Source organism: Streptomyces sp. NPDC005722, from assembly GCF_040630935.1.
Taxonomy (GTDB): domain Bacteria; phylum Actinomycetota; class Actinomycetes; order Streptomycetales; family Streptomycetaceae; genus Actinacidiphila.
The window spans coordinates 31,570-53,005 of record NZ_JBEXYN010000007.1; the positions used below are offsets into that span (position 1 = coordinate 31,570).

General features: G+C 75.1%; 10 protein-coding genes and 1 pseudogene. 5 read left to right on the forward strand and 6 right to left on the reverse strand.

The window, feature by feature from the left end; all coding sequences use genetic code 11:
* Positions 1 to 8 precede the first annotated feature (8 nt).
* Entirely contained in the window at positions 9 to 3,698 is a 3,690-nt protein-coding gene (locus tag ABZ479_RS11105) for a bifunctional glycosyltransferase/CDP-glycerol:glycerophosphate glycerophosphotransferase (RefSeq protein ID WP_500461330.1), read from the reverse strand.
* Positions 3,699 to 3,834: 136 nt separating this feature from the next.
* Between ABZ479_RS11105 and ABZ479_RS11110 the strand changes: the two genes are divergently transcribed.
* The gene (locus ABZ479_RS11110) at positions 3,835 to 5,934 is read left to right on the forward strand and encodes a bifunctional glycosyltransferase/CDP-glycerol:glycerophosphate glycerophosphotransferase (protein WP_500461331.1); all 2,100 of its coding nucleotides are present in this window, start codon (positions 3,835 to 3,837) and stop codon (positions 5,932 to 5,934) included.
* Positions 5,935 to 5,962: 28 nt separating this feature from the next.
* Here the strand turns inward: ABZ479_RS11110 and ABZ479_RS11115 are convergent, their stop codons facing one another.
* The 5 genes from ABZ479_RS11115 to ABZ479_RS11135 all read right to left on the reverse strand — a co-directional run bounded on the left by ABZ479_RS11115 (position 5,963) and on the right by ABZ479_RS11135 (position 15,240).
* Positions 5,963 to 8,176 carry a bifunctional glycosyltransferase/CDP-glycerol:glycerophosphate glycerophosphotransferase gene (locus ABZ479_RS11115; protein ID WP_500461332.1) on the reverse strand — a complete coding sequence of 738 codons (2,214 nt, stop codon included), beginning with the start codon at positions 8,174 to 8,176 and terminating at the stop codon, positions 5,963 to 5,965.
* A gap of 115 nt (positions 8,177 to 8,291) precedes the next feature.
* Positions 8,292 to 9,212 carry a carbohydrate ABC transporter permease gene (locus ABZ479_RS11120; RefSeq protein ID WP_499609655.1) on the reverse strand — a complete coding sequence of 307 codons (921 nt, stop codon included), beginning with the start codon at positions 9,210 to 9,212 and terminating at the stop codon, positions 8,292 to 8,294.
* A complete protein-coding gene (locus tag ABZ479_RS11125) occupies positions 9,209 to 10,486 on the reverse strand; it encodes a carbohydrate ABC transporter permease (protein WP_500461334.1) in 1,278 nt (425 codons plus the stop codon). The genes ABZ479_RS11120 and ABZ479_RS11125 overlap by 4 nt, the downstream gene beginning before the upstream one ends.
* An 81-nt stretch (positions 10,487 to 10,567) precedes the next feature.
* Positions 10,568 to 11,950 carry an ABC transporter substrate-binding protein gene (locus tag ABZ479_RS11130; RefSeq protein WP_500461336.1) on the reverse strand — a complete coding sequence of 461 codons (1,383 nt, stop codon included), beginning with the start codon at positions 11,948 to 11,950 and terminating at the stop codon, positions 10,568 to 10,570.
* 221 nt (positions 11,951 to 12,171) lie between these two features.
* Positions 12,172 to 15,240: an FtsK/SpoIIIE domain-containing protein gene (locus ABZ479_RS11135; RefSeq protein ID WP_500461338.1), complete on the reverse strand. Its 3,069-nt coding sequence runs from the start codon at positions 15,238 to 15,240 to the stop codon at positions 12,172 to 12,174.
* A gap of 369 nt (positions 15,241 to 15,609) precedes the next feature.
* On the opposite strand from ABZ479_RS11135, the gene ABZ479_RS11140 reads away from it, so the two are divergent.
* The 4 genes and pseudogenes from ABZ479_RS11140 to prfB all read left to right on the forward strand — a co-directional run bounded on the left by ABZ479_RS11140 (position 15,610) and on the right by prfB (position 21,293).
* On the forward strand, positions 15,610 to 17,382 hold the full coding sequence (locus ABZ479_RS11140; RefSeq protein ID WP_500461340.1) for a serine/threonine-protein kinase: 1,773 nt from the start codon (positions 15,610 to 15,612) through the stop codon (positions 17,380 to 17,382).
* A 560-nt stretch (positions 17,383 to 17,942) separates the two neighbouring features.
* A pseudogene (locus ABZ479_RS11145) lies at positions 17,943 to 19,172 on the forward strand (serine/threonine-protein kinase); the annotation flags it as partial.
* A 54-nt stretch (positions 19,173 to 19,226) separates the two neighbouring features.
* Entirely contained in the window at positions 19,227 to 20,090 is an 864-nt protein-coding gene (locus ABZ479_RS11150) for a DUF8189 domain-containing protein (RefSeq protein ID WP_500461512.1), read from the forward strand.
* 84 nt (positions 20,091 to 20,174) lie between these two features.
* Positions 20,175 to 21,293: a peptide chain release factor 2 gene (prfB, locus tag ABZ479_RS11155; protein WP_499609643.1), complete on the forward strand. Its 1,119-nt coding sequence runs from the start codon at positions 20,175 to 20,177 to the stop codon at positions 21,291 to 21,293.
* Positions 21,294 to 21,436 lie beyond the last annotated feature (143 nt).

The following is a 21,436-nucleotide window of genomic DNA, read 5'->3' on the forward strand; positions in this document are numbered from 1 at the left end:
GGGTTCCCTCAGGGTCGGTGACGGTCGGGTTCGAGCAGCCGGTCGACGGCACGGGCCGCCGCGCCGCCGTCGTCGAGGTGGCAGAACGTCGCGCGGAAGTGGGCGTACGCGTCGGCGCTGTGCCGTGCCACGGCGTCGAGGTCGCGCAGCGCGCCCGCCAGTTCGGCGGTGGACTGCAGCAGCGGGCCCGGGGCCTGCGCCTCGAAGTCGGGGTAGAAGCCGCGCAGGGTGTCGCGGAAGTGCTCCAGGTCGGGGACGAGGAAGAGCATCGGGCGGCCGGTGTTGGCGAAGTCGGCCGCCGGTGACGCGTAGTCGGTGACCAGGACGTCGGCGAGCAGCAGCAGTTCGGCGACGTCCGGGTGGCAGGACACGTCGCGCACGAACCCGGAGCGCGGGGTGCGGACGCGGTCGGCGACCAGCGGGTGGGAGCGGTAGAGCAGCACGTGGTCGGCGCCCAGGGCGCGTTCGGCCTCCGCCGCGTCCAGGTACGGCGACATGCGGTAGTGCTCGCCGTCGTACGCCTGGTCGTCGCGGCGCGTCGGCGCGTACAGCACGACGGTGCGGTCCGCGGGGATCCGCAGCCGGTCGCGCAGCGCGGCGGCGACCTTGTCGCGGTCGTCGGCGAAGAGGACGTCCGTGCGGGGCAGCCCGGTCTCGGCGACCGGGCCGTCGTAGCCGAGCGCGCCGCGCAGCAGTGGGGTGCTGGGGGCGTTCGGCGACAGCAGCAGGCTCCACTGGGCGCCCGGGTCGCGTGGCGGGCGGGGCAGGTGCACCAGGTCGGCGCACAGGGTGCCGGCGAGGTCCCGGCCGGTCCGCTTGAGGGGGGTGCCGTGCCAGGTCTGCAGCACGGTCTGGTCGGGGCGGCGCACGAACCACGGCGGCAGGTGCGTGTTGGTGACGACGTAACGGGCGCGGGCGAGCGCCTCGTACCAGGCGGCGCTGTGCAGGACGACCGGGCGGGCGGTCGCCGGCGGCGGTGCCTGGCCGTCCCTGACCACCCACAGGTGTTCCAGGCCGTCCGCCGCGCGGCGGCGCAGCAGCTCCTCGTGGACGGCGCGCGGGGAGTCCCCGTACGCCCGCCCGTCGAAGGCGCTGTAGAGCACCGCCTCGCGGCGCGGCAGGCCGCGGGTGCGCGGGTGGTGCCTGTCGCGCAGCACCCGCTGCCGGTACGGGCCGCGCTGCGGCTCCGGCACCGTGGGCCGGGAGTCGAGGAACAGCCGGTCGTGGAAGCGCCGGTCGACGGAGAAGGACTTGCCGCCGGCCTCCGCCGCCATCGGCAGCGCCTCGAACACCCCGGGCGCGACCCGCACCGGGGCTTCCGTGCCGGCCCCGTCGCGCAGGTGCAGGTACCAGCGCCCGGCGGGCAGCGGGACGGTGCCGGCGAGGGAGTCCAGCGCGCCGGGGCGCAGGGTGGCGGTGAAGCGGCGCCCTTCGTGCGGGCCGGGCCCCGCGGCGTCCTCCGGCGCCTGCGGCAGCGCCGGGATGGCGCTGGACGGCGGAGGGAATCCGGGCCGCCGCCCCGGGACGCCGTCGGCCTGGACCGGGACGGCGTGCTCCACGCGGTGGGTGCCGTGGCGCAGCACCAGTTCGGCCGGGCCGGGCGCGGAGCCGGGGGCGAGGCGGCCCGCCACGACCAGGGCGCCCTCGGCGGTCCAGCCGATCGCGTCGGCCACCGGCTGCGGGGTGCGGTCGCGCAGCACCAGCTTCCCCGACGCCTTCGCCTCGACCAGCAGCCGCCGCGGTGTGCCGCCGAGGCGGGGGTCGGTGCCCAGGTCGTAGTGCCCGGCGGGCAGCGCGCCGTCGAGGTGGACGGGGTCGGCGTGCCCGGGGCGCAGCAGCGCCACGTCCCAGCTGTCGGTGTCCTCGGGGCGGATCTCCTTGGGCCCGGCGTCCAGCGCGGGCCGGGCGGCCGCCAGGGCGGCGAGGGGCACGAGGGCCCGGCGGACGCCGTCGTCCGCCTCCCCGGAGGCCAGGGGCCGCAGCGGGTACTCCAGCACGGTGGGTGTCCCGGAGTGCGTCAGCCGTACCGCCGTCGCCTGCGGTGCGCCCGTGAAGTCCAGCTCCACCGCGGTGCCGTCGGCGGTCGCCCGGTGCGCGGTCAGCCGCCGTACCTCCGGCTCCACCGACAGGTGCAGCCGTCCCTGCCGGTAGTACGGCACCAGCCGCAGGCCGCCGCCGGCCGCGTACGACGGCGGGGACGCGCCCGAGCCGGTGTCCGCGGCCCGCAGACCCGCCGTGCGGATGACGCCCTTCGCGGCGACGACCACCCCGAGCCGCCAGCGGCCGGTCCCCGGTTCGCCCTGGCGGCGGCCGCCGGTCAGCCGCGCCGGGTCGATCGTGATCTCGAAGCCCGACCAGTCGTAGCAGTGTTCCTCCTGGCGCGAGTTGAGGGTCGCGGCGGGCTCCTGCCGGATCCTGACCGGCAGCAGCACCACCTTGGCCCGGCGGCCGTGGCCGTGGACGGCCACGGCGGTGATGTGGGCCGCGCCCTTGCGGTCCGCGTCGATGTTGCGCAGGTAGGCGTAGCCGCGCAGGACGAGCCGGCCGTTCTCCCGCACCACCTCGCGCACCCGCGCCCGGACCGGGAAGTCCGAGCGCCGCAGCCGGGCGGCCGCGGCCGGCAGGGCGATCCGGCTGCCGTCCGCGCCGCGCAGCACCGCCCGCTTGCGCAGCGGCGGGCCGGCGACGGCGAAGCCGGCGGAGTTGTGCTGCTCGTGGTCGAGCACCGCCAGCAGGTCGTCGAGGCGGTCCTTGAGGATGAGGTGCCACTTGATGCGCAGCGCGGCGGGCAGTTCGGGGAAGAGGGCGGGGTCGACCCGGGTCAGCCAGTCGCGGCAGCGGGCCATGAAGACGCGCCGGTACTCGGGGCCGGCCATCGGCAGGGCGTCGATGAAGTACAGCAGGTCGTCGGTGAGGACCGAGCGGTCGTAGGCCCGCTTGAAGGTGGTCCAGCGGGTGCGGGCCGGGTCGCCGAGGAAGCGGCTGACGTGGTCGACGGCGGCGATCCGGTCGCGCACGCCCCTGACGTCGGTGCGGCGCCGGGTGATGGAGCCCTCGCGGATCCGCCAGTAGTAGACGTGCTCGTGGGCCACGTCGACGGCGTCGGCGAGGAAGTGCGCGGGGATGGTGAGCGGGGTGTCCTCGTAGAGCACGCCCTCGGGGAAGGCGAGCCGGTGCCGCTCCCAGAAGGTGCGGCGGAAGACCTTGTTCCAGGCGACCCGGTCCGAGAGCAGGCTCAGGTCGCGGGTGATGTGGGTGCCGGTGACGGTGCGGGTCATCTCCCGGTGCTGCCAGGCCTGGCTGCGGCCGTCGGCGGTCAGCCGCCACACGTTGCCGGTCGCGAGGTCCGAGCCCGAACCGTCCAGCAGGCCCACCAGCGTCTCGTAGGCGCGCGGCGGCAGGACGTCGTCGCTGTCGAGGAAGCACAGGTACTCGGTGCGCGGGTCGGCGTGCCGGGTGCCGGTGTTGCGGGCGTGGCCGAGTCCGCCGTTGTCCTGCCGGACGAGGCGGAAGCGCGGGTCGCGGTCGGCGAAGCCCTGGGCGATCTCCGGACCGGAGTCGGTGGAGCCGTCGTCGACCATGACGACGTCGAGCGCGTCGAAGGTCTGCGCGGCCACCGAGCGCAGGCACTCCTCCAGCCAGCTCTCGACGTTGTGGACCGGAACGACGACCGTGAGGCGGGGCGTGCGCGACACCATGGTGACGTGGCCCTTTCCGGACGAGGGCGACAGGGGGCGAGGGGTTCAACTCGCGACCGCCTCCTCGGTCACCTCGCCTGCGCCTTTCGGGTGATCCACCGGGCGCCGGGGGCCGCCGCTGCTTACGCTCGGCGCTATGCCTCGGTTCAGCGTGATCGTCCCGGTGTGGAAGGCCCAGGGCTACGTCCGTGCGTGCCTGGAGTCGGTGCTCGGGCAGCGGTACGCGGACCTGGAGCTGATCGCCGTCGACGACTGCTCGCCCGACGGGTCGGCCGCCGTCGTCGAGGAGGTCGCCGCCGCCGACCCGAGGGTGCTCCCGCTGCGGCGGCCCCGCAACGGCGGCGCGGGCCCGGCCCGGAACGCCGGCGCGGCCCGCGCCAGCGGCGACTACCTGCTCTTCCTCGACGCCGACGACCTCCTCGCGCCCGGCGCCCTGGCCGCCCTGGACGCGCGGCTGCGGGCCACCGGCGACCCGGAGGTGCTGCTCTTCGACCACGACCGGCTCGACGTGTGGGAGCACCGCGCGGAGAGCGGGGACGGCCCCTTCCTGCAGGCGGCCGCCCTCGCCGGGCACGCCGTCTTCCGGGCCACCGAGCGCCCCGAGTGCCTGACGGTCTTCCCGGCCGCCTGGAACCGGGTGGTGCGGCGCGACTACTGGGCCGGCTTCGGGTTCGGCACCGGGCCGTACGAGGACGTGCCGGTGGTGTACGAGACGCTGCTCGCCGCCCCGCGCATCGCCTGCCTGGACCGGGTCTGCGTCACCTGGCGCAGGCGCCGCCACGGCAGCTTCTCCAGCACGCCGGGCCCGCAGCACCTGGCGCTGGCCGACCGGTACGACGCCCTGCTGGCCCGGCACGACCTGCCGGTGCTGCGCGCCGAGCGGGACCGGCGGCTGACGGCCGTCCTGGACGATCCCGGGCGGCTGCGCCCGCAGGACCGCGCCGCCTTCTTCCGCCGCGCCGGGCTGCCCGGCAGCTTCGCCGCGCACCGCGCGGCGGAGCTGCGCGCCGACGCGGCCCGGCGGCTGCGGGTCCGCCGCAACGCGGCGGCCCGCGAGGTGTACCGCCGCTGGTACGCCCTGGAGCGCCGCCGCCCGCTCGACGACGACCTGGTGGTGTACGCGGCGTACTGGAACCGGGGGGTGCTGTGCAGCCCCGCCGCGATCCACCGCAAGGCCCGGGAGATCGCCCCGCACCTGCACGGGGTGTGGGTGGTCCGGCGCGGCGCCCGGGACGCCGTCCCCGAGGGCGTCGACCGGGTGGAGGTGAACTCCCGCCGCTACTGGGAGCTGCTGGCCCGCGCCCGCTTCCTGGTGAACAACGCCAACTTCACCGGGGAGGTCGTCAAGCGCCCCGGCCAGGTCTACCTGCAGACCCACCACGGCACCCCGCTCAAGCACATGGGCATGGACCTGCGCGCCCACCCGGCGGTGGCCAAGGGCATGAGCTTCCGCCGGCTGCTGGACCACGCCGACCAGTGGGACTACTCCCTGTCCGCCAACCCCCACTCCAGCGAGGTGTGGGAGCGGGTCTACCCCGGCGGCTACCTGACGCTGCCCACCGGATACCCCCGCAACGACGCCTACTTCACGGCCGGCGCCGACGACGTGCGCCGGATCCGGGCCCGGCTGGGCGTCCCGGACGGCGTCAGGGCCATCCTGTACGCCCCCACGCACCGCGACTACCAGCGGGAGTTCGTCCCGCAGCTCGACCTCGCCCGGCTGTGCCGGGCGCTGGGCCGGGAGTACCTGGTGCTGGTCCGCGCGCACTACTTCCACCCGGGGGCCGGGCCGGCGGCGCTGCCGGAGGGGGCGCTGGACGTCTCCGCGCACACCCCGCTGGAGGAGCTGTGCCTGGCCTCCGACGCCCTGCTCACCGACTACTCGTCGCTGATGTTCGACTACGCGGGCCTGGACCGCCCGATCGTGGTGCACGCCGCCGACTGGGAGGTCTACCGGGCCGCCCGCGGGGTCTACTTCGACCTGGTCTCCGGGCGCCCCGGCGACACACCGGGCGTCGTCGCCCGCGACGAGGCCGGCATCGCCACCGCCTTCCGCTCGGGCGCCTGGTCCTCGCCGGAGGCCGCCGAGCTGCGGGCGGCCTTCCGGGCCCGTTTCTGCCCCTGGGACGACGGCCGCGCAGCCGAACGGGTCGTGCGCCGCGTGCTGCTGGGCGAACGCGAGCTGCTGCCCGTCCTCAAGCCGGACGAGCGCACCCCGGCGCCGCCGCCGGGGTGAGCCCGCGGTGGCCGGGGCGCGGGCGGCGCTATGGGCAGGCCGGCGGGGCCGGGGTGCGGCGCTCCGGGGGGAGGGCGCAGGGCTGTCCGCCGTCCTCGCCGAGGAAGACGCGGCGCACGACCCGCTCGGCGGCGTGGCCGTCGTCGTACGGGCAGAAACGGGCCCGGAACGCGGCGCGCAGCTGGGCCGAACGGGGGCCGCGCCAGGTGCCGGTGGTGAGGATGGACAGGAGCTCGTCCTCGCTGCGGGCGACCGGCCCGGGCGCCTCGGCGGTGATGTCGAAGTAGGTGCCGCGGGCGGCCCGGTAGGCCGTCCAGTCCTCGGCGTGGACGACGATCGGGCGGTCCAGGCCCGCGTAGTCGAACATCAGCGACGAGTAGTCGGTGACCAGGGCGTCCGCGGCCAGGCACAGTTCCTGGACCGAGGGGTGGCCGGAGACGTCCAGCACGGTGTCGGGCAGTTCCTCGGGCAGGGTGGCCGTGCCGGCGTCGCCGTCCGGCGCGCGGTACAGGACGACGTGGCCGGGGCCGAGTTCGCGGACCAGCCGGACCAGGTCGACGGGCGGGTGGAAGCCGCGCCGGTAGTCGCGGTGCGCGGGCGCGTACAGGAGTGCGGTGGACCCGGCCGGGACGCCGAGGCCGGCGCGGATGCGCCGCACGTCGTCGGTGTCGGCGCGCAGCAGGACGTCGTTGCCGGGCCGGCCGTGCTCCAAGGTGGTGTAGCCGGCCGGGTAGGCCCGTTCCCAGACCACCGTCGAGTGCGGGTTGGCGGACAGGCAGAAGTCCCAGCGGTCGGTGTGGGCGAGCATCCGGGCGAAGTCCCGGCCCGCCGAGGCGGCCGGGTGCCCCTGGACGTCCAGGCCCGTGCGGCCGAGCGGGGTGCCCTGGTGGGTGTGGAGGTTCACCTGGCCGCGCCGCTTGCGGTAGGCGTGCGGGAAGTTGACGTCGTTGACCAGGTAGGTGGCGCGCGCCAGCGCCGTCCAGTAGGCGGGCGAGCCGGGCTGGAGCCGGCGTACGCCGCGCGGCAGCGTGTGCGCGTACGCCGGGGTCGTGATCCACGCGGTGCGGACGTGCGGGGCCAGGTCGCGGACGGCGGCCTCCAGGGCGGCGGGGTCGCCGCCGTAGCCGCCGTACCGGCGGGCCGCGAAGACCGCGAGGTCCGGGTCGAGGGAGCGGTGCCGCTGGATCCGGTAGTGCAGCCGCAGGCCCGCCTCCCGGGCCGCCCGGGAGGTGTCCTTCGCCAGCCGCCGCAGCCTCCTGCGCAGCGCGTTGGCGGTGCGTACGGCGTCGAAGACCTGCCGCGCGCCGAGCCGCACCATCAGCCGCCGGACGCCGCCGGTGACACCGTGCGCGCGGCTGCCCGGCTCCTGCGGGCGGTAGCGGCGGAAGTGGACGCTGCAGCGCTGGAAGTAGACGCCCCGGGACGAGCGGGGCAGCCGGCCCGGGGTGTTGTAGACCGCCAGGAGGTGGTCGGTCATCCGGCCGAAGAGGGCGGGCCGCCAGCCGTCGAGCGCGGGGTTGCGGTCGAGGAAGGCGAAGACCCGGTCGTACTGGTCGAAGACGTCGAAGTGCCGGCTGCTGGTGGTGCGCAGGATGCTGCCCCTGCGGCGCTGCCGGTAGTGCACGCAGACCCGGTCGAGGACCGCGATGCTGCGGGCGGCCAGCAGCAGGGGGTAGGTCCAGGGGACGTCCTCGTACCAGCCGGGCGGGAAGGCGGCGTCACGGCGCTGCACGAACTCCCGCCGGTACGCCTTGTTCCAGGCGACGGGCAGCAGCCGCAGCAGGTCGGGGCGGTCGTCGAGGGGTCCGGCGGGGCGGCCGTCCTGGGCGAGCAGCGCGGCGCGCTGGTTGCGCACGACGCGGCCGTCCCAGTAGGTGCGGGCGTAGTCGTAGACCAGGACGTCCGGCTCCGCGGTCTCCTTCAGGCGGTCGGCGAGGGCCTGCAGGGAGCCGGGGGCGAGGGTGTCGTCGCTGTCGAGGAAGAGCAGGTAGTCCCCGGTGGCGCGGGCCGTTCCGGCGTTGCGGGCCGGGCCGAGGCCCACGTTCTCCTTCAGGTGCAGGACGGTCACCCGGCGGTCGCGGGCCGCGAAGGCGTCGAGGATGGCACCGCTCGCGTCGGGGGAGCGGTCGTCGACGGCGATCACCTCGAAGTCCGAGAAGCTCTGGCCGAGCACGGACTCCAGGCACTCGTGCAGGTAGGCCTGCACCTTGTGGACGGGCACGATGACGCTGAACCGGGGCAAGGCAGCACATCCGTAATGTCGGCTTACGCGGCGTATGCCCGTTATATCCCGGGCATGCGCCGCGCACGGCGACCCGTCCGGCGACGGAGTGTTGCCCCCTCTGACCTGCGCGGGGCTACTTGACGGCGCCCGCCATGACGCCGGAGACGAACTGGCGCTGGAAGGCGAAGAAGACGACGAGCGGGACCACCATCGACACGAAGGCCCCCGGCGCCAGGACGTCGATGTTGTTGCCGAACTGCCGGACCTGCTGCTGCAGGGCGACGGTGATCGGCTGCGAGCCGGTGTTGGAGAAGATCAGCGCGACCAGCATGTCGTTCCACACCCACAGGAACTGGAAGATGCCCAGCGAGGCGATCGCCGGGCCGCCCAGGGGCATGATCACGCGGGCGAACAGCCGCAGCTCGCCCGCGCCGTCCAGCCGGGCCGCCTCCAGCAGCTCCCGCGGGATCTCCGCGAAGAAGTTGCGCAGCAGGAAGACGGCGAACGGCAGGCCGAAGCCCACGTGGAAGAGCACCACGCCGATGATGTCGCCGAAGATCCCGATCTCCCCGAACAGCTTGGCCACCGGGATGAGCGCGATCTGCACCGGCACCACGAGCAGCCCCACCACCACGAGGAACAGCCAGTCCCGGCCCGGGAACTCCATCCAGGCGAACGCGTAGCCCGCCAGCGCCCCGATCACCACGACCAGCACGGTGGCCGGCACCGTGATCAGCGCGGTGTTGACCAGCGAGGAGGTGACGGCGTCGTTGCCCAGCAGCTCCCGGTAGTTGGTGACGGTCAGCTGCGAGGGCGCGGTGAAGACCTTCCACCAGCCGGAGTCGGCGATGTCCACCGGCCCCCGGAAGGAGGAGATCAGCAGCCCCACGGTCGGCATCAGCCAGAACAGGGCCACCAGGACGAGGAAGACCCTCAGCACCCCGCCGCCGGTACGGGCCGCGACCCGTGCGGCGAAGGACTCCCGGGCGGCGGCCGTGCCGGTCCGCGCCCCGGCCGTGCCCGCGGGTTCCGCTGTGCCTGCGACGGTCGTCATCGCCGGGCCTCCCTGCGCAGTCGGCGGATGTTGAAGACCATGACCGGGACGACCAGCAGCAGCAGGACCACGCCGATCGCGCTGCCGACGCCCTGGTCGTTGCCGGCCCCGAAGGAGGACAGGTACAGCTGCAGGGCCAGCACGTTGGCCTCGTCCTTCGAGGTGTCGGGCGCGACGATGTAGACCAGGTCGAAGATCTTCATCACGTTGATCATCAGCGTGACGACGACCACGACCAGCACGGGGGCCAGCAGCGGCACGGTGATCCTGCGGAAGACCTGCCACTCGTTGGCGCCGTCGATGCGCGCCGCCTCCATCAGCTCCCGCGGCACCCCGGCCAGACCCGCCGCGATGAGCACCATCGCGAAGCCCGCCCACATCCACAGGTACGACCCGATGATCGCGGGCGTCACCAGGGTGGGGCCGAGCCAGTCGACACCGTTGTACGGCTCCGCGAAGTTCGAGGCGGGCAGCCGCAGCCGGGCCCCCTCGGCCGAGGCGGGCAGCGCATAGGTGCCGTCCTTGCCGGAGGTCGCGGAGGCCACCACCCGTCCGTCCCGTACGGCCTCGACCTTCACGCCCTCCAGGGCCTTCTCACCGGGGTCGATCACCCCGGGCCTGCCGCCCCCGCCCGGCTTGAAGTCCAGCCACACGGTGCCGGTCACCCCGGGCCCCGCGGGTGCCTGACCGGCGTCGGCGGTGCCCGCGGGCAGCTTCGCGGCGGGGACGCCGATCAGCGGCAGCCCCACCGCCGTCCCCGCCCCGGCGGCGTCCCGGGTGGTGAAGGAGCCGCCGCCGGAGGCGGCCAGCGAGCCGTTCGGGCGTGGCCGGGCCCCCGGGTACGCCGAGGACTCGGTGAAGGTGTCGTGCACCCCGACCACGACGGCGTTGGCCGCGCCGCGCGCCGGGTCCTGCTCGTACACCAGACGGAAGATGATCCCGGCCGCCAGCATCGAGATCGCCATCGGCATGAAGACGACCAGTTTGAAGGCGGTGCCCCAGCTCACCCGTTCGGTCAGCACCGCGAAGACCAGCCCGAGGGCCGTGGCCAGCACCGGCGCCACGACCACCCAGACCGCGGTGTTCCGCAGCGCCGTCAGCGTGCCGTCGTCGCTGAAGACCGAGGCGTAGTTGTGCAGGCCCACGAAGCCCGAGCCCGCCTTGTCGAAGAGGCTGCGCCAGGTGGTGTACGCGATCGGGTACACCACCAGCGCGCCCAGTAGCACCAGCGCGGGCAGCAGGAACAGCCCCGCCACCCAGCGCCGGGTACCCATGACGCTCCTGCCCCGGGCGGTGGGCGCGCCGCCGGGAGCGGCCGGCCCCTTCGCCGTGGCCGCCGTCGCCATCGCGGCCGCCTATCCCGCGTACGCCTTGGCGGCGTCCGCTTCCAGCTTGGCCTGCGCGCCGGCGACGTCGGAGGGGTTCCGCAGGAAGTCCTGCAGGTCCTTCCACTCGCCCTTGCCCGCGGTGCCGCCGAAGGCCGCCGGGGCCTGGTCGGACATGTCGAAGCGGAAGTCGTCGCCCGCCGCGACCAGGCCCTGCGCGATGGAGCGGGAGACCTCGTCCGGATAGGCCGACAGGTCCAGCGACTTGTTCGGCGAGACGAAGCCGCCCGAGGAGGCCCACACCTTCGCCGCGTCGGTGGAGGCGAGGAAGGTCAGCAGCGCCTGCGCGCCCTCGCCGTCCTTCAGGGCCACGCCGACGTCACCGCCGCTGACCACCGGCGCCTTGCCGGAGCCCACCGCGGGGAAGGGGAAGACCTTGGCGTCCTCGCCCACCTTCGCCTTGGTGTTGTCGCCGATGAACGCGCCGACGAAGTCGCCCTCGTAGACCATGGCGGCCTTCGGCGGGTTGCCCGTGAAGGTCTGCGTCACCGACGTCGGGAAGTCGGTCTTGAGCGCGCCGTTCTGGCCGCCGGCGATCAGGTCCTTCTTGCCGAAGAGCTGGGCGAGGGTGGTGAGCGCGTCCTTCACCGAGGGGTCGGTCCACTTGATCTTGTGCTCGGCCAGCTGGTCGTACTTCTCCGGACCTGCCTGCGAGAGGTAGATGTTCTCGAACCAGTCGGTGAGGGTCCAGCCGTCCGCGCCGCCGACCGACACCGGGGGAGTGCCCGACTCGAAGAGGGTCTCGGCGGTCTGCAGGAAGTCGTCCCAGCTCCCCGGCGGTTCGGTGATCCCGGCGTTCTCGAAGGCCGCGGTGTTGTACCAGACCAGCGACTTGTTGGCGGCCTTGGCGTACACGCCGTACTGCTTGCCCTCGTACGCGCCGAGGTCCTTCCAGCCGGTGGTGAAGTTCTTGTCGAGCTGCGCCTGCACGTCGGAGGAGAGCGGCTTGAGCCAGCCCTTCTGCGCGAACTGCCGCAGCACGCCGACCTGGGGGAGGAACGCCACGTCCGGCGGTTGGCCGCCCTCGATCTTCGTACCGAGGAAGGTGGAGACGTTGTCCCCGGTGGGCACGAAGCCGACCTCGGCCCCGGTGCGCTGGGTGAACTCGTCCAGCACCTTCTGGAAGTTCTTCTGCTCCGGCCCGGTCCACACCGCCGCGACCTCGAGCTTCTGGCCCTTGAGGTCCGGCAGCGGAACGCTCCCGCTCGCGCCGGAACTGCTCCCGCCGCCGTCGGGGGTGCCCTTGTCGTCGTCGCCACCGCCGCACCCGGCGGCCGTCAGCGCCAGGGCCGCCGCCACGGCGGCGATCACCGTCCGGCGTGTACGTCGCGTGCGCCTGCTGGATGTCCGCATCTGCCTGCCCATCCCCTCAGCGCGGACCCGCGCCGCGGTGGCAGCCCGCCGCATGGCCGTGGCAGCTGCGCCGGGCGTCCCGTCCCCGCGTCATCCGCTGTTCCGCGTTCAGTCCTACGCCCTGTCTGATAACCGCCGCAATAGCGCCTCAGCGCACGGCGGTTGGATCGTGACCGTCATGTGACCGGCCGTTCGGACCGGCGTACGGGACCGGGACGGATTCAGAGCAGCGGCGGCACCGGATCGGCCGCCGCGGACTCCGCGGCACGCTGCAGGGCACTGGCCAGCAGGGCGAGGTCGGTGGGGCCGTTGCCCAGTTCGCGCACCGGCCGGCGGGTCGGCGGGTCGCCCATGCGGTCCCACTCCAGCGGGACCACCGTCGGCCGCAGGGTCGCCGTCCGGGGGATCCGGCCACTGACCCGGCCGGCCTGGAAGGCGGTGACCGCCCCGTCCGGCCGGCGCAGGTAACCGCGGCCCGGCAGCGCGTCGTCGACGGTCGCCGGCTCCTCGACGGCGACCAGCAGCGCGGCCGACTCCGGCTCCTCGGTGCGCAGCGCGATCCGCAGCCGCGCCGCGTCGTCGGCGTCGGTGCCCGAGGTGCGCTCGGGGCGGCCGGTCGCGGCGACCAGGTGGACGCCGAGCCGTTCGCCGTCGCGCGCCACGGCCTCCAGGGCGCGCACCACCGAACCCGCGGCGGGCCGGCCGGGACTGCCGAGGGCGGGGGCGACCAGGGCGTCGAAGTCGTCGACCACGACGACCAGCCGGGGCAGTGGCTCGGTGGTGCGGGTCCGTACCCGCACCGCGCCGCGCACCTGCGGGTCCGCCGCGACGGCGGCGGCCGGGGCGTGGCCCGGCTCGGCCTGCCGGGGCACGACGGGCAGCCGGCGGCGCTCGTGCCACTGCGCGAAGTCCGTACCGTCCAGCAGGTCGTCACGGCGCTTCAGCTCCGCCGAGAGCGCCTGCGCGAACTCGCGCATCCGCACCGGGTCGGTGGCGGACAGGTAGGTGGAGACGTGCGGCAGATCGGTGCAGCTGCGCAGCCCCTCGCCGCGCTCCGCCCCGGCGCCGTCGACGAGGACGAGGGCCAGCCGGTCCGGGCGCTCGCCCGCGGACAGCGCGGCCGCCACCGAACGCAGCAGCTCCGTCTTGCCGGAGCCCGCCGCGCCGCCGACGAGCAGGTGCGGTCCCTCGGCGACCAGGTCGACCAGGATCCGGCCCTCCGGCCCGGCGCCCAGGACGGCCGCGGCGGCACCGCCGGAGGGGGTGGGTGCGGCCCAGCGGGTGGAGATCTTCGCCGGGGTGGCGAGCGCCAGGTCCAGCTCGTCCAGGAGCCGGGCCGTGGGCGGCAGCGCCGAACGCGTACGGCGCGGCGCGGAGTCGCCCTCGCGCAGGGGGGCGAGGGCCCGCGCGAAACGCTCGGCCCAGGCCGCCGACACCGCCTCCATCGTCATGTGGCCGGGGCCCTGCGGTTCCATCCGCAGCGTCGTCGCGACGTCGCCCTCCAGCACGGCGACGGCGCCGCACCGGGCGGCCAGCCGCTCCGGGCTCTCGGCCAGGCACAGCAGGTGCACCCCGACCGACGGCCCTGCGGCCGCGATGCGGTCGGCGGCCTCGCGCAGGTAGGCCGAGCCGGGATCGCCGTCCACCACCAGCAGGGTGTACGGGCCCTCGCGGCGTGCCGCGGCCTCGGCGACCTCCTCGGGGGTCGCCGTCGCCCAGCCCGGGCCGAGCGGGCCCTCCTCGATGCGGCGGACCACCTCGGCGATCCGGGCCTCGGCCTGTTCGCGGTCGGAGGCCGTGAGCAGCCGGCAGTCCTGGCCGTGGGCCGGGCGCAGATGCGGCAGCCAGTACAGCCAGCCCCACTCCTCGGCCCGCTGCTCGGCGGGACGGGAGCGGTCGGCGCTGATCAGCACGACCTCCAGCACGCCGGGCGCGTGCAGGGCGCACAGCTGGGCGATCACCGACCGGGCCAGCCCGGACAGCCGGGGGCGCGGTCCGGTGAGGCCGAGCACCTGGGTGTGCGGGTCGCGCAGGTCGACGGTGAACGGCACGGCGGGCAGCGTCCGGAAGCCGTCCTCCGCGGTCAGGTCGGCGGTGCCGAGCCGGACCGTGAGCAGGTCGGGGTGGCCGGGGGCGCGCTCCCACAACCGCGGTCCCGGCCCCAGGGCGGTGAGCAGGACCGCCGCCGGGTCGGGCCAGCGCTCGCGCAGCGCCGCGGCGTCGGCCCGGTCGTACGGGGTCCCGCCGCCCTCGGACCCGTCGGCGTCCGGGGCGCCGCGTCCGGTGGTCAGGCGCCTGGCCCAGTCCCCTATCGCGCCGGCCATCCGGGTGCCGCCGCGCCGGCCCTGGGGCGGCTCGACGGCGCGGGTCTGCTCGGACAGCCCGCGCTGTGGGGTGTCCCGCCGGGCCGGGGTGCCCGCGGCGGCGTCCGCACGGTCCTCCCCGGGCGCGGGCGCGGGGCCGGCGTCCGCGCCGACGCTCCCGGACCCGGTGCCGGCGGTCGTCGCGCCGTCGGCGGGCGCCGCCTCGCGCGGGGCGGTCCGCTGCGCGGCACCGTCGCCGGGCCGGGCGGGACGCCAGGTCGCCACGCGGCCCGTCTCGGGCCAGGAGGTCGGAGGGAGGGCCACCTGGAGGTGCCCCTCGGCGTCGGGGACGGCGGGGACGGAGGCGGGCGGCGGGGGCACCGTCGAGCCGGGGGGCGCCGGCTCCAGCCGGAGGGTCGACTCGCCGATCCGCAGCAGCGCGCCGGCGGGGAGGGGGACCGCGCGCTCGCCCACGGGAGCGCCGTCCAGGAAGGTGCCGTTGGTGGAGCCGAGGTCGGCGACGGTGACGCGGCCCTCGCCGTCCACGGTGACGGCGCAGTGCAGCCGGGAGACGTCGGGGTCGTCCAGCGGCACGTCCGCGTCGGCGGAGCGGCCGACCCGGATCCGGCCGCCCTGCAGCAGGTGGACCCCGCCCGCGTCGGGGCCGCCGACGACGTGCAGCCGGGCGGCGGCCGTCGGGCGGCCGCCCTCGTGCCCGTCGGCGGGGGCGTGCAGCGACAGCACCGCGCCGTCGAGCAGCGGCGGAACCCCGAGGACGGCGGTCGCCGGGTCCAGCCGCTCGGCGCCCGCGTAGAGCGGCGGCGTGGACTTGCCGGCCCGCGCGGGCTGCCCCGAGCCGCCCGAGCCGGACGCCAGGGCGCCGGCCACGGCACTGAGGGGTGTGCCCGCGGGCGCGGTGACGAGCACGTCGCAGGAGCGCGCCGCGCGGCCGCCGCGCGGCCCGAGAACGGTCAGCCGGATCTGCATCTCCGTCCACGGTCCCTTCTGCCCGGATCCACCGCGGCGCGGGCCCCCGACCCCACCCGCCGCCCTGCCCGGGACGTCGACACGTACAAGAGCGGAACGGTTGCCTCCCCTTGCCCGGCAGGCCCAGCCCGCCCGGCGAAGTGCGATCCGCGACAGGCATCCTCCCACTCGCCGCCGACAGCTCGCCGCCGGTGCCCACCTTTGCGATCTTGAATGGTCGGCTTTGGGCGGAAAGAGCAACCAAACGACCGTACTCCGCGTCCTAACCCCACACCCGCCCCGTACCGGAACGCAGCCCCGCTCCCACGTGGCGGCACTACAGTGGGCGAAACAGGCCACGGACCAGGCCAAGATCCAGGGAGCGCGAACGTGCGGCCGGTAGGCAGCAAATACGAACTGGTGGAGCCGCTCGGGCGCGGAGCCACGGGCACCGTGTGGCGGTCCCATGTGCGGGACACCGGCGAGACCGTCGCGATCAAGGTGCTCAAGGAAGAGCTGGCGAGCGACCCCGACATCGTCATGCGCTTCCTCCGGGAGCGCTCGGTCCTGATGCGGCTGCGCCACCCGCACATCGTCCGGGTCCGCGACCTGGTGGTGGAAGGCGAGCTGCTCGCCCTGGTGATGGATCTGGTCGACGGTCCCGACCTCTACCGCCACCTGCGCGAGAACGGCCCGTTCTCGCCGGTCGGCGCCGCCCTGCTGACCGCCGCCGTGGCCGACGCGCTGGCCGCCAGCCACGCCGACGGCGTAGTCCACCGCGACCTGAAGCCCGCCAACGTCCTGCTCGCCACCGTCACGGGCCCGGACGGCACCCAGCAGATGCACCCGATGCTGACCGACTTCGGCATCGCCCGGCTGGCGGACTCACCGGGCGTCACCCGCACCCACGAGTTCGTCGGCACGCCCGCCTACATAGCGCCGGAGTCGGCCCAGGGCCGTCCGCAGACCTCGGCCGTCGACATCTACGGCGCCGGCATCCTGCTGTACGAACTGGTCACCGGCCGCCCGCCGTTCAGGGGCGAGAGCGCGCTGGAGGTGCTGCAGCAGCACCTGAGCCAGGAGCCGCGCCGTCCCTCCACCGTGCCCGAGCCGCTGTGGACGGTCATAGAGCGCTGCCTGCGCAAGGAGCCCGGCGAGCGGCCCAGCGCGGAGAACCTCGCGCGTGCCCTGCGCGTGGTCGCCGCGGGCGTCGGCGTGCACTCCTCCCCGGCGCAGTCCGAGGCGGCGCTCGGCGTCGCCGCGCTGCTCGCCCCGGACCCGTCCCCGGCCACCGTCCCGGACACCCCGCTCGTCCCGCCGGGCACCGCGGACCCCACCCAGGTGCTGCCGAACCGGGCGCCCGCCGGCGGGTACGACGCGTACGACCCGAATGCCGCCACCAGTGTGCTGCCCGCCTCCGCGGGCGGCGCCGCCGACGCGACCCGGGTGATCCCGGGCGGCTCGGCACCGGTCGGGGCCGGCGACGGCACCCGCGTGATGCCGCCGGTGCCGGACGGGACGCCGGAGTCCGGCGCCCCGCAGGGCCCGCACCCGTGGGAGTCGCAGCTCAACCGTGCCCGTGCGCGCGCCGAGCAGACCGAGGTCCAGTACCTGGACCCGGAGCAGGACCCGCTGCGCCGCAGGCCGCGCCGGCAGGCCGCCCAGCAACCGCAACAACCGCCGCAGCAGCCCCCGCAGGGGTACCAGCAGCGGCCGCAGCAGCCCCAGTACCGGCAGCCGGCGCAGCCCGCCTACGCGCCGCAGCCGCACCCGCAGCAGTACGCCCAGCAGCAACCGCAGCAACCGCAGCCCCAGCAGTACGCGCCGCGGCCGCAGCCCGCGCCGCGCTACGAGCAGCCGCAGCACCAGCGGTACGAGCCCCAGCGCCCGGTGGCGCCCGAGCCCGCCCCGCGCCGAGAGCCGCGGCAGCGCGGCGCCAACCCCATGAAGATCCCGGGCCTGGGGTGCCTCAAGGGCTGCTTCACGATGATCATCGTGCTGATCGTGATCGTCGTGCTCGTCTGGTACCTGACCCCCGTCCCGGAGTGGCTGGACACGGGCAAGAGCCTGTGGGGCACCGTCAGCAGCGGCGTCCAGAACTTCTGGGACTGGGTCTCGGAGCTCGGCGGCTCCTCGGGCGGTTCCTCCGGCACCACCCCCTAGGGCGTGTCGTCACATGCCCGCCTGCCCAGCGACGCCTGGTACGGCACCTCGCTGCGTTGTCGAATCGTCCGAGTAGCCCACTACGAGGACGACTCTCCGCCTTGCGATGCACCGCACCAGACGCCGCTGGGCCCGCCCTTCGGGCGGCCGGCGCTCATTTGACGACACCCCCTAGCAGGGCCGAGTCGTCACATGCTCGCCCCCGGCCTTCGGCCGGGGGCGAGGACGGCCCTCCCTCTTGCGACGCACCGCGCCTGGGGGCACCTCCCGGCGGTAGCCGGGGGAGCCCGGTTGACCACACGCCCCGGCCGCGGGGACGGAGCGCGCGCGAGCACGGCGCCGGGCACCGCCCGCGCCGCACCGGCGGTCGCGCCGGTGCCGTCAACCGCGACTGGCCCACCGTCACCTCCCCGCGGGGCCGGTGTTGGTGATTTGTCGACTTCTGGAGGGTGATTTCTCCCGGAGAAGCCGCACTCACCCCCCGCAGGTTCCCCCAACCGGCTCGCATCCGCGTAGCTTTGTCGCCAACACGACGGCACCTCGGAGGAGTCGGAGCAGCCTTGGGACGCAAGATCGGCAGCCGGTACACCGCGCACCAGGTGCTGGGGCGGGGTTCCGCGGGCACGGTGTGGCTGGGCGAGGGCCCCGAGGGCCCGGTCGCCATCAAGCTGCTGCGCGAGGACCTCGCCTCCGACCAGGACCTCGTCGGCCGCTTCGTCCAGGAGCGCACGGCCCTGCTGGCGCTCCACCACCCGCACATCGTCGGCATCCGCGACCTGGTGGTCGACGGCTCCGACCTCGCGCTCGTCATGGACCTGGTCCGCGGCACCGACCTGCGCTCCCGGCTGGAGCGCGAACGCCGGCTCACCCCCGAGGCGGCCGTCTCCATCACCGCGGACGTCGCGGACGGCCTGGCCGCCGCCCACGCCGCGGGCGTCGTCCACCGCGACGTCAAGCCGGAGAACGTCCTGCTGGACTCCGCCGCCCCGCCCGGACCGGGCGGCGCGCCCCCGGCGCTCCTCACCGACTTCGGCATCGCGCGGCTGGTCGACTCCCCGCGCAGGACCCGGGCCACCCGCATCATCGGCACCCCCGACTACCTGGCCCCGGAGATCATCGAGGGCCTGCCGCCGCGCGCCTCCGTCGACATCTACGCCCTCGCCACCGTCCTGTACGAACTGCTCGCCGGCTTCACCCCGTTCGGCGGCGGCCACCCCGGCGCGGTGCTGCGCCGGCACGTCACCGAGGCGGTCGCGCCGCTGCCCGACCTACCCGACGAGCTGTGGCAACTGCTGTCCCAGTGCCTCGCCAAGGCCCCCGCCTCCCGGCTGAGGGCGGCCGAGGTCGGCGCCCGGCTGCGCGAGCTGCTGCCCGCCCTCGCCGGGCTGCCCGCGCTGGAGGTGGACGCCCCCGGCGACCAGCACGGCGAGGAGGAGTACGACCGGGACCCCGGTTCCGCCGCCGAGCCGTACGACCCGCCGGCCGGCCGGCCGCGCGGCGCGGTGCCCCTGGTCCGCGGCTCCGCACCGGACTCGACGCGCGACACGCACACCAGCATCAAGCTGCCCACCGCGGAGGAACTGGCCGTCGGCGGGCCCTCCGCGGTGCCCGGACAGCGACCCCGGCACCGCCACCGCGCCGTCCCCGACGCGCTGCAGCGCCGCCGCGTCAAGATCGGCGCCGCGGCGGCCGCCGTGCTGGTCGTCGGCCTCGGCGGCTGGGCGATCGCGGCCTCCGGCTCCGACGACGACGGCGGCTCCACCAGCCGCGAGGACAAGCCGTCCGGGCCGGCCTCGACCACCCCGACCGCCCCCACCGGCGCCGCCGCCTCCCCGCAGGGCGCGGTGAGCACCCCGGCGGGCACCGCGCAGGAGGCCGCGCTGCGCTGGTCCGGCTACACGGCGCTGCCCCGCTTCCCGGACCGCGACGTCCACCCGCTCGGCGGGCCCCGGGCGATCTCCGTCTCCGGGACGACGTACGTCTTCAGCCGGGGCAGCGACAAGAACCTCTGGTACCTGGTCTCCGGCACCTGGCACCGGCTCACCGGGATAAGCGTCGCCGACGACCCCTCGGTCGTCTCCTCCCGTCCCGGGCAGCTGGACGTCTTCGCCCTCGGCACCGACCACCGGGTCTACCGCCGCACCCTCAGCGGCGGCGCCTGGGGCGACTGGTACCAGGTGGACCAGCCCGCCCGGTTCACCACGACCCCCGCCGCCGCGTCCTCCGCCCCGGGGCGGATCGACCTCCTGGGCTGCTCCGGCGGTGACCTCGTCACCTCCTCCTGGGTCGACGGCCGCTGGAACGCCTGGGCGCTGGTCCCCACCGCCGGCCGGGTCACCGCCGCCCCCGGCCTGGTCTCGGCGGCGCCCGGCACCCTCGACGCCTTCGCCGTGCGCAAGGCCGACGGCGCGGTGCTGCGGCTGCCGTACGTGAACGGCGCCTGGCGGCCCTCCGAGATCGTCACCGGCCTCGACGCCACCGGCCGCCCCGAGCCCGCCGTGTCCGGGGGCCGGCTCTTCGTCCTCGCCCCCGCCGACGACGGGGCCCTGGCCGCCGCCGTCCTCGACGGCGGCGCCTGGACACCGGTCCCGCTCTCCGCCAGCACCCCCTCCCACCCCGGGCTGACCACGGCGGACGACACCCTGACCCTCTACCTCCGGCGTGCCGACGGCACGCTCGCCCACGCCTCGGCCCCCGTCCCGGCCTGAGCCGCGCGGGGTGCACCGGCCGCCGGCCGGCCCTCCCCGGCTCACCGGAGCGGCAATGCGCGGCGTGCCGGTACGCTGGGGGACGTGGCAGTCCTGGATGTATCCGAAGAGCTCAAGTCCCTCTCGTCGACCATGGCCTCGATCGAGGCCGTTCTGGACCTCGACAAGCTGAGGGCCGACATCGCCGTGCTCGAGGAGCAGGCGGCCGCGCCCTCGCTCTGGGACGACCCCGAGGCGGCGCAGAAGATCACCAGCAAGCTGTCGCACCTGCAGGCCGAGGTCCGCAAGGCCGAGGGGCTGCGCGGTCGCATCGACGACCTCGGGGTGCTCTTCGAGCTCGCCGAGGCCGAGGACGACGCGGACACCCGCGCCGAGGCCGAGAGCGAGCTGGAGTCCGTGCGCAAGGCGCTGGACGAGATGGAGGTCCGCACCCTCCTGTCCGGCGAGTACGACGCCCGGGAGGCGCTGGTCAACATCCGCGCCGAGGCGGGCGGCGTCGACGCCGCCGACTTCGCGGAGCAGCTGCAGCGCATGTACCTGCGCTGGTCCGAGCGGCACGGCTACCCGACCGAGATCTACGAAACCTCGTTCGCGGAAGAGGCCGGCATCAAGTCCACCACCTTCGTGGTGAAGGCGCCGTACGCCTACGGCACCCTCTCGGTCGAGCAGGGCACCCACCGGCTGGTGCGCATCTCGCCCTTCGACAACCAGGGCCGCCGCCAGACCTCCTTCGCGGGCGTCGAGGTGCTGCCGGTCGTCGAGCAGAGCGACCACGTCGAGATCGACGAGACCGAGCTGAGGATCGACGTCTACCGCGCCTCCGGCCCCGGCGGCCAGGGCGTCAACACCACCGACTCCGCGGTCCGGATCACCCACATCCCGACCGGCATCGTGGTCTCCTGCCAGAACGAGCGCTCCCAGATCCAGAACAAGGCGAGCGCGATGAACGTGCTGCAGGCCAAGCTGCTGGAGCGGCGCCGCCAGGAGGAGCAGGCCAAGATGGACGCCCTCAAGGGCGACGGCGGCAACTCCTGGGGCAACCAGATGCGTTCCTACGTCCTCCACCCGTACCAGATGGTCAAGGACCTGCGGACGGAGTTCGAGGTCGGCAACCCGCAGGGCGTCCTCGACGGCGACATCGACGGCTTCCTCGAGGCGGGCATCCGCTGGCGCAAGCAGCAGGAGCAGGGCGCCCGCGTCTGACGCGACGTCACCTCCGCAGGATCCTCACAACTGCCGCCCCATGGGTGGCAGTTGTGCGTTTTGGGTCACAGCCCCATAAGCAAGTGGGTGGCATAGTCAGCCAATTCCGGCATTGAGCTTGGAACGCCCTTGACGACGCTGTG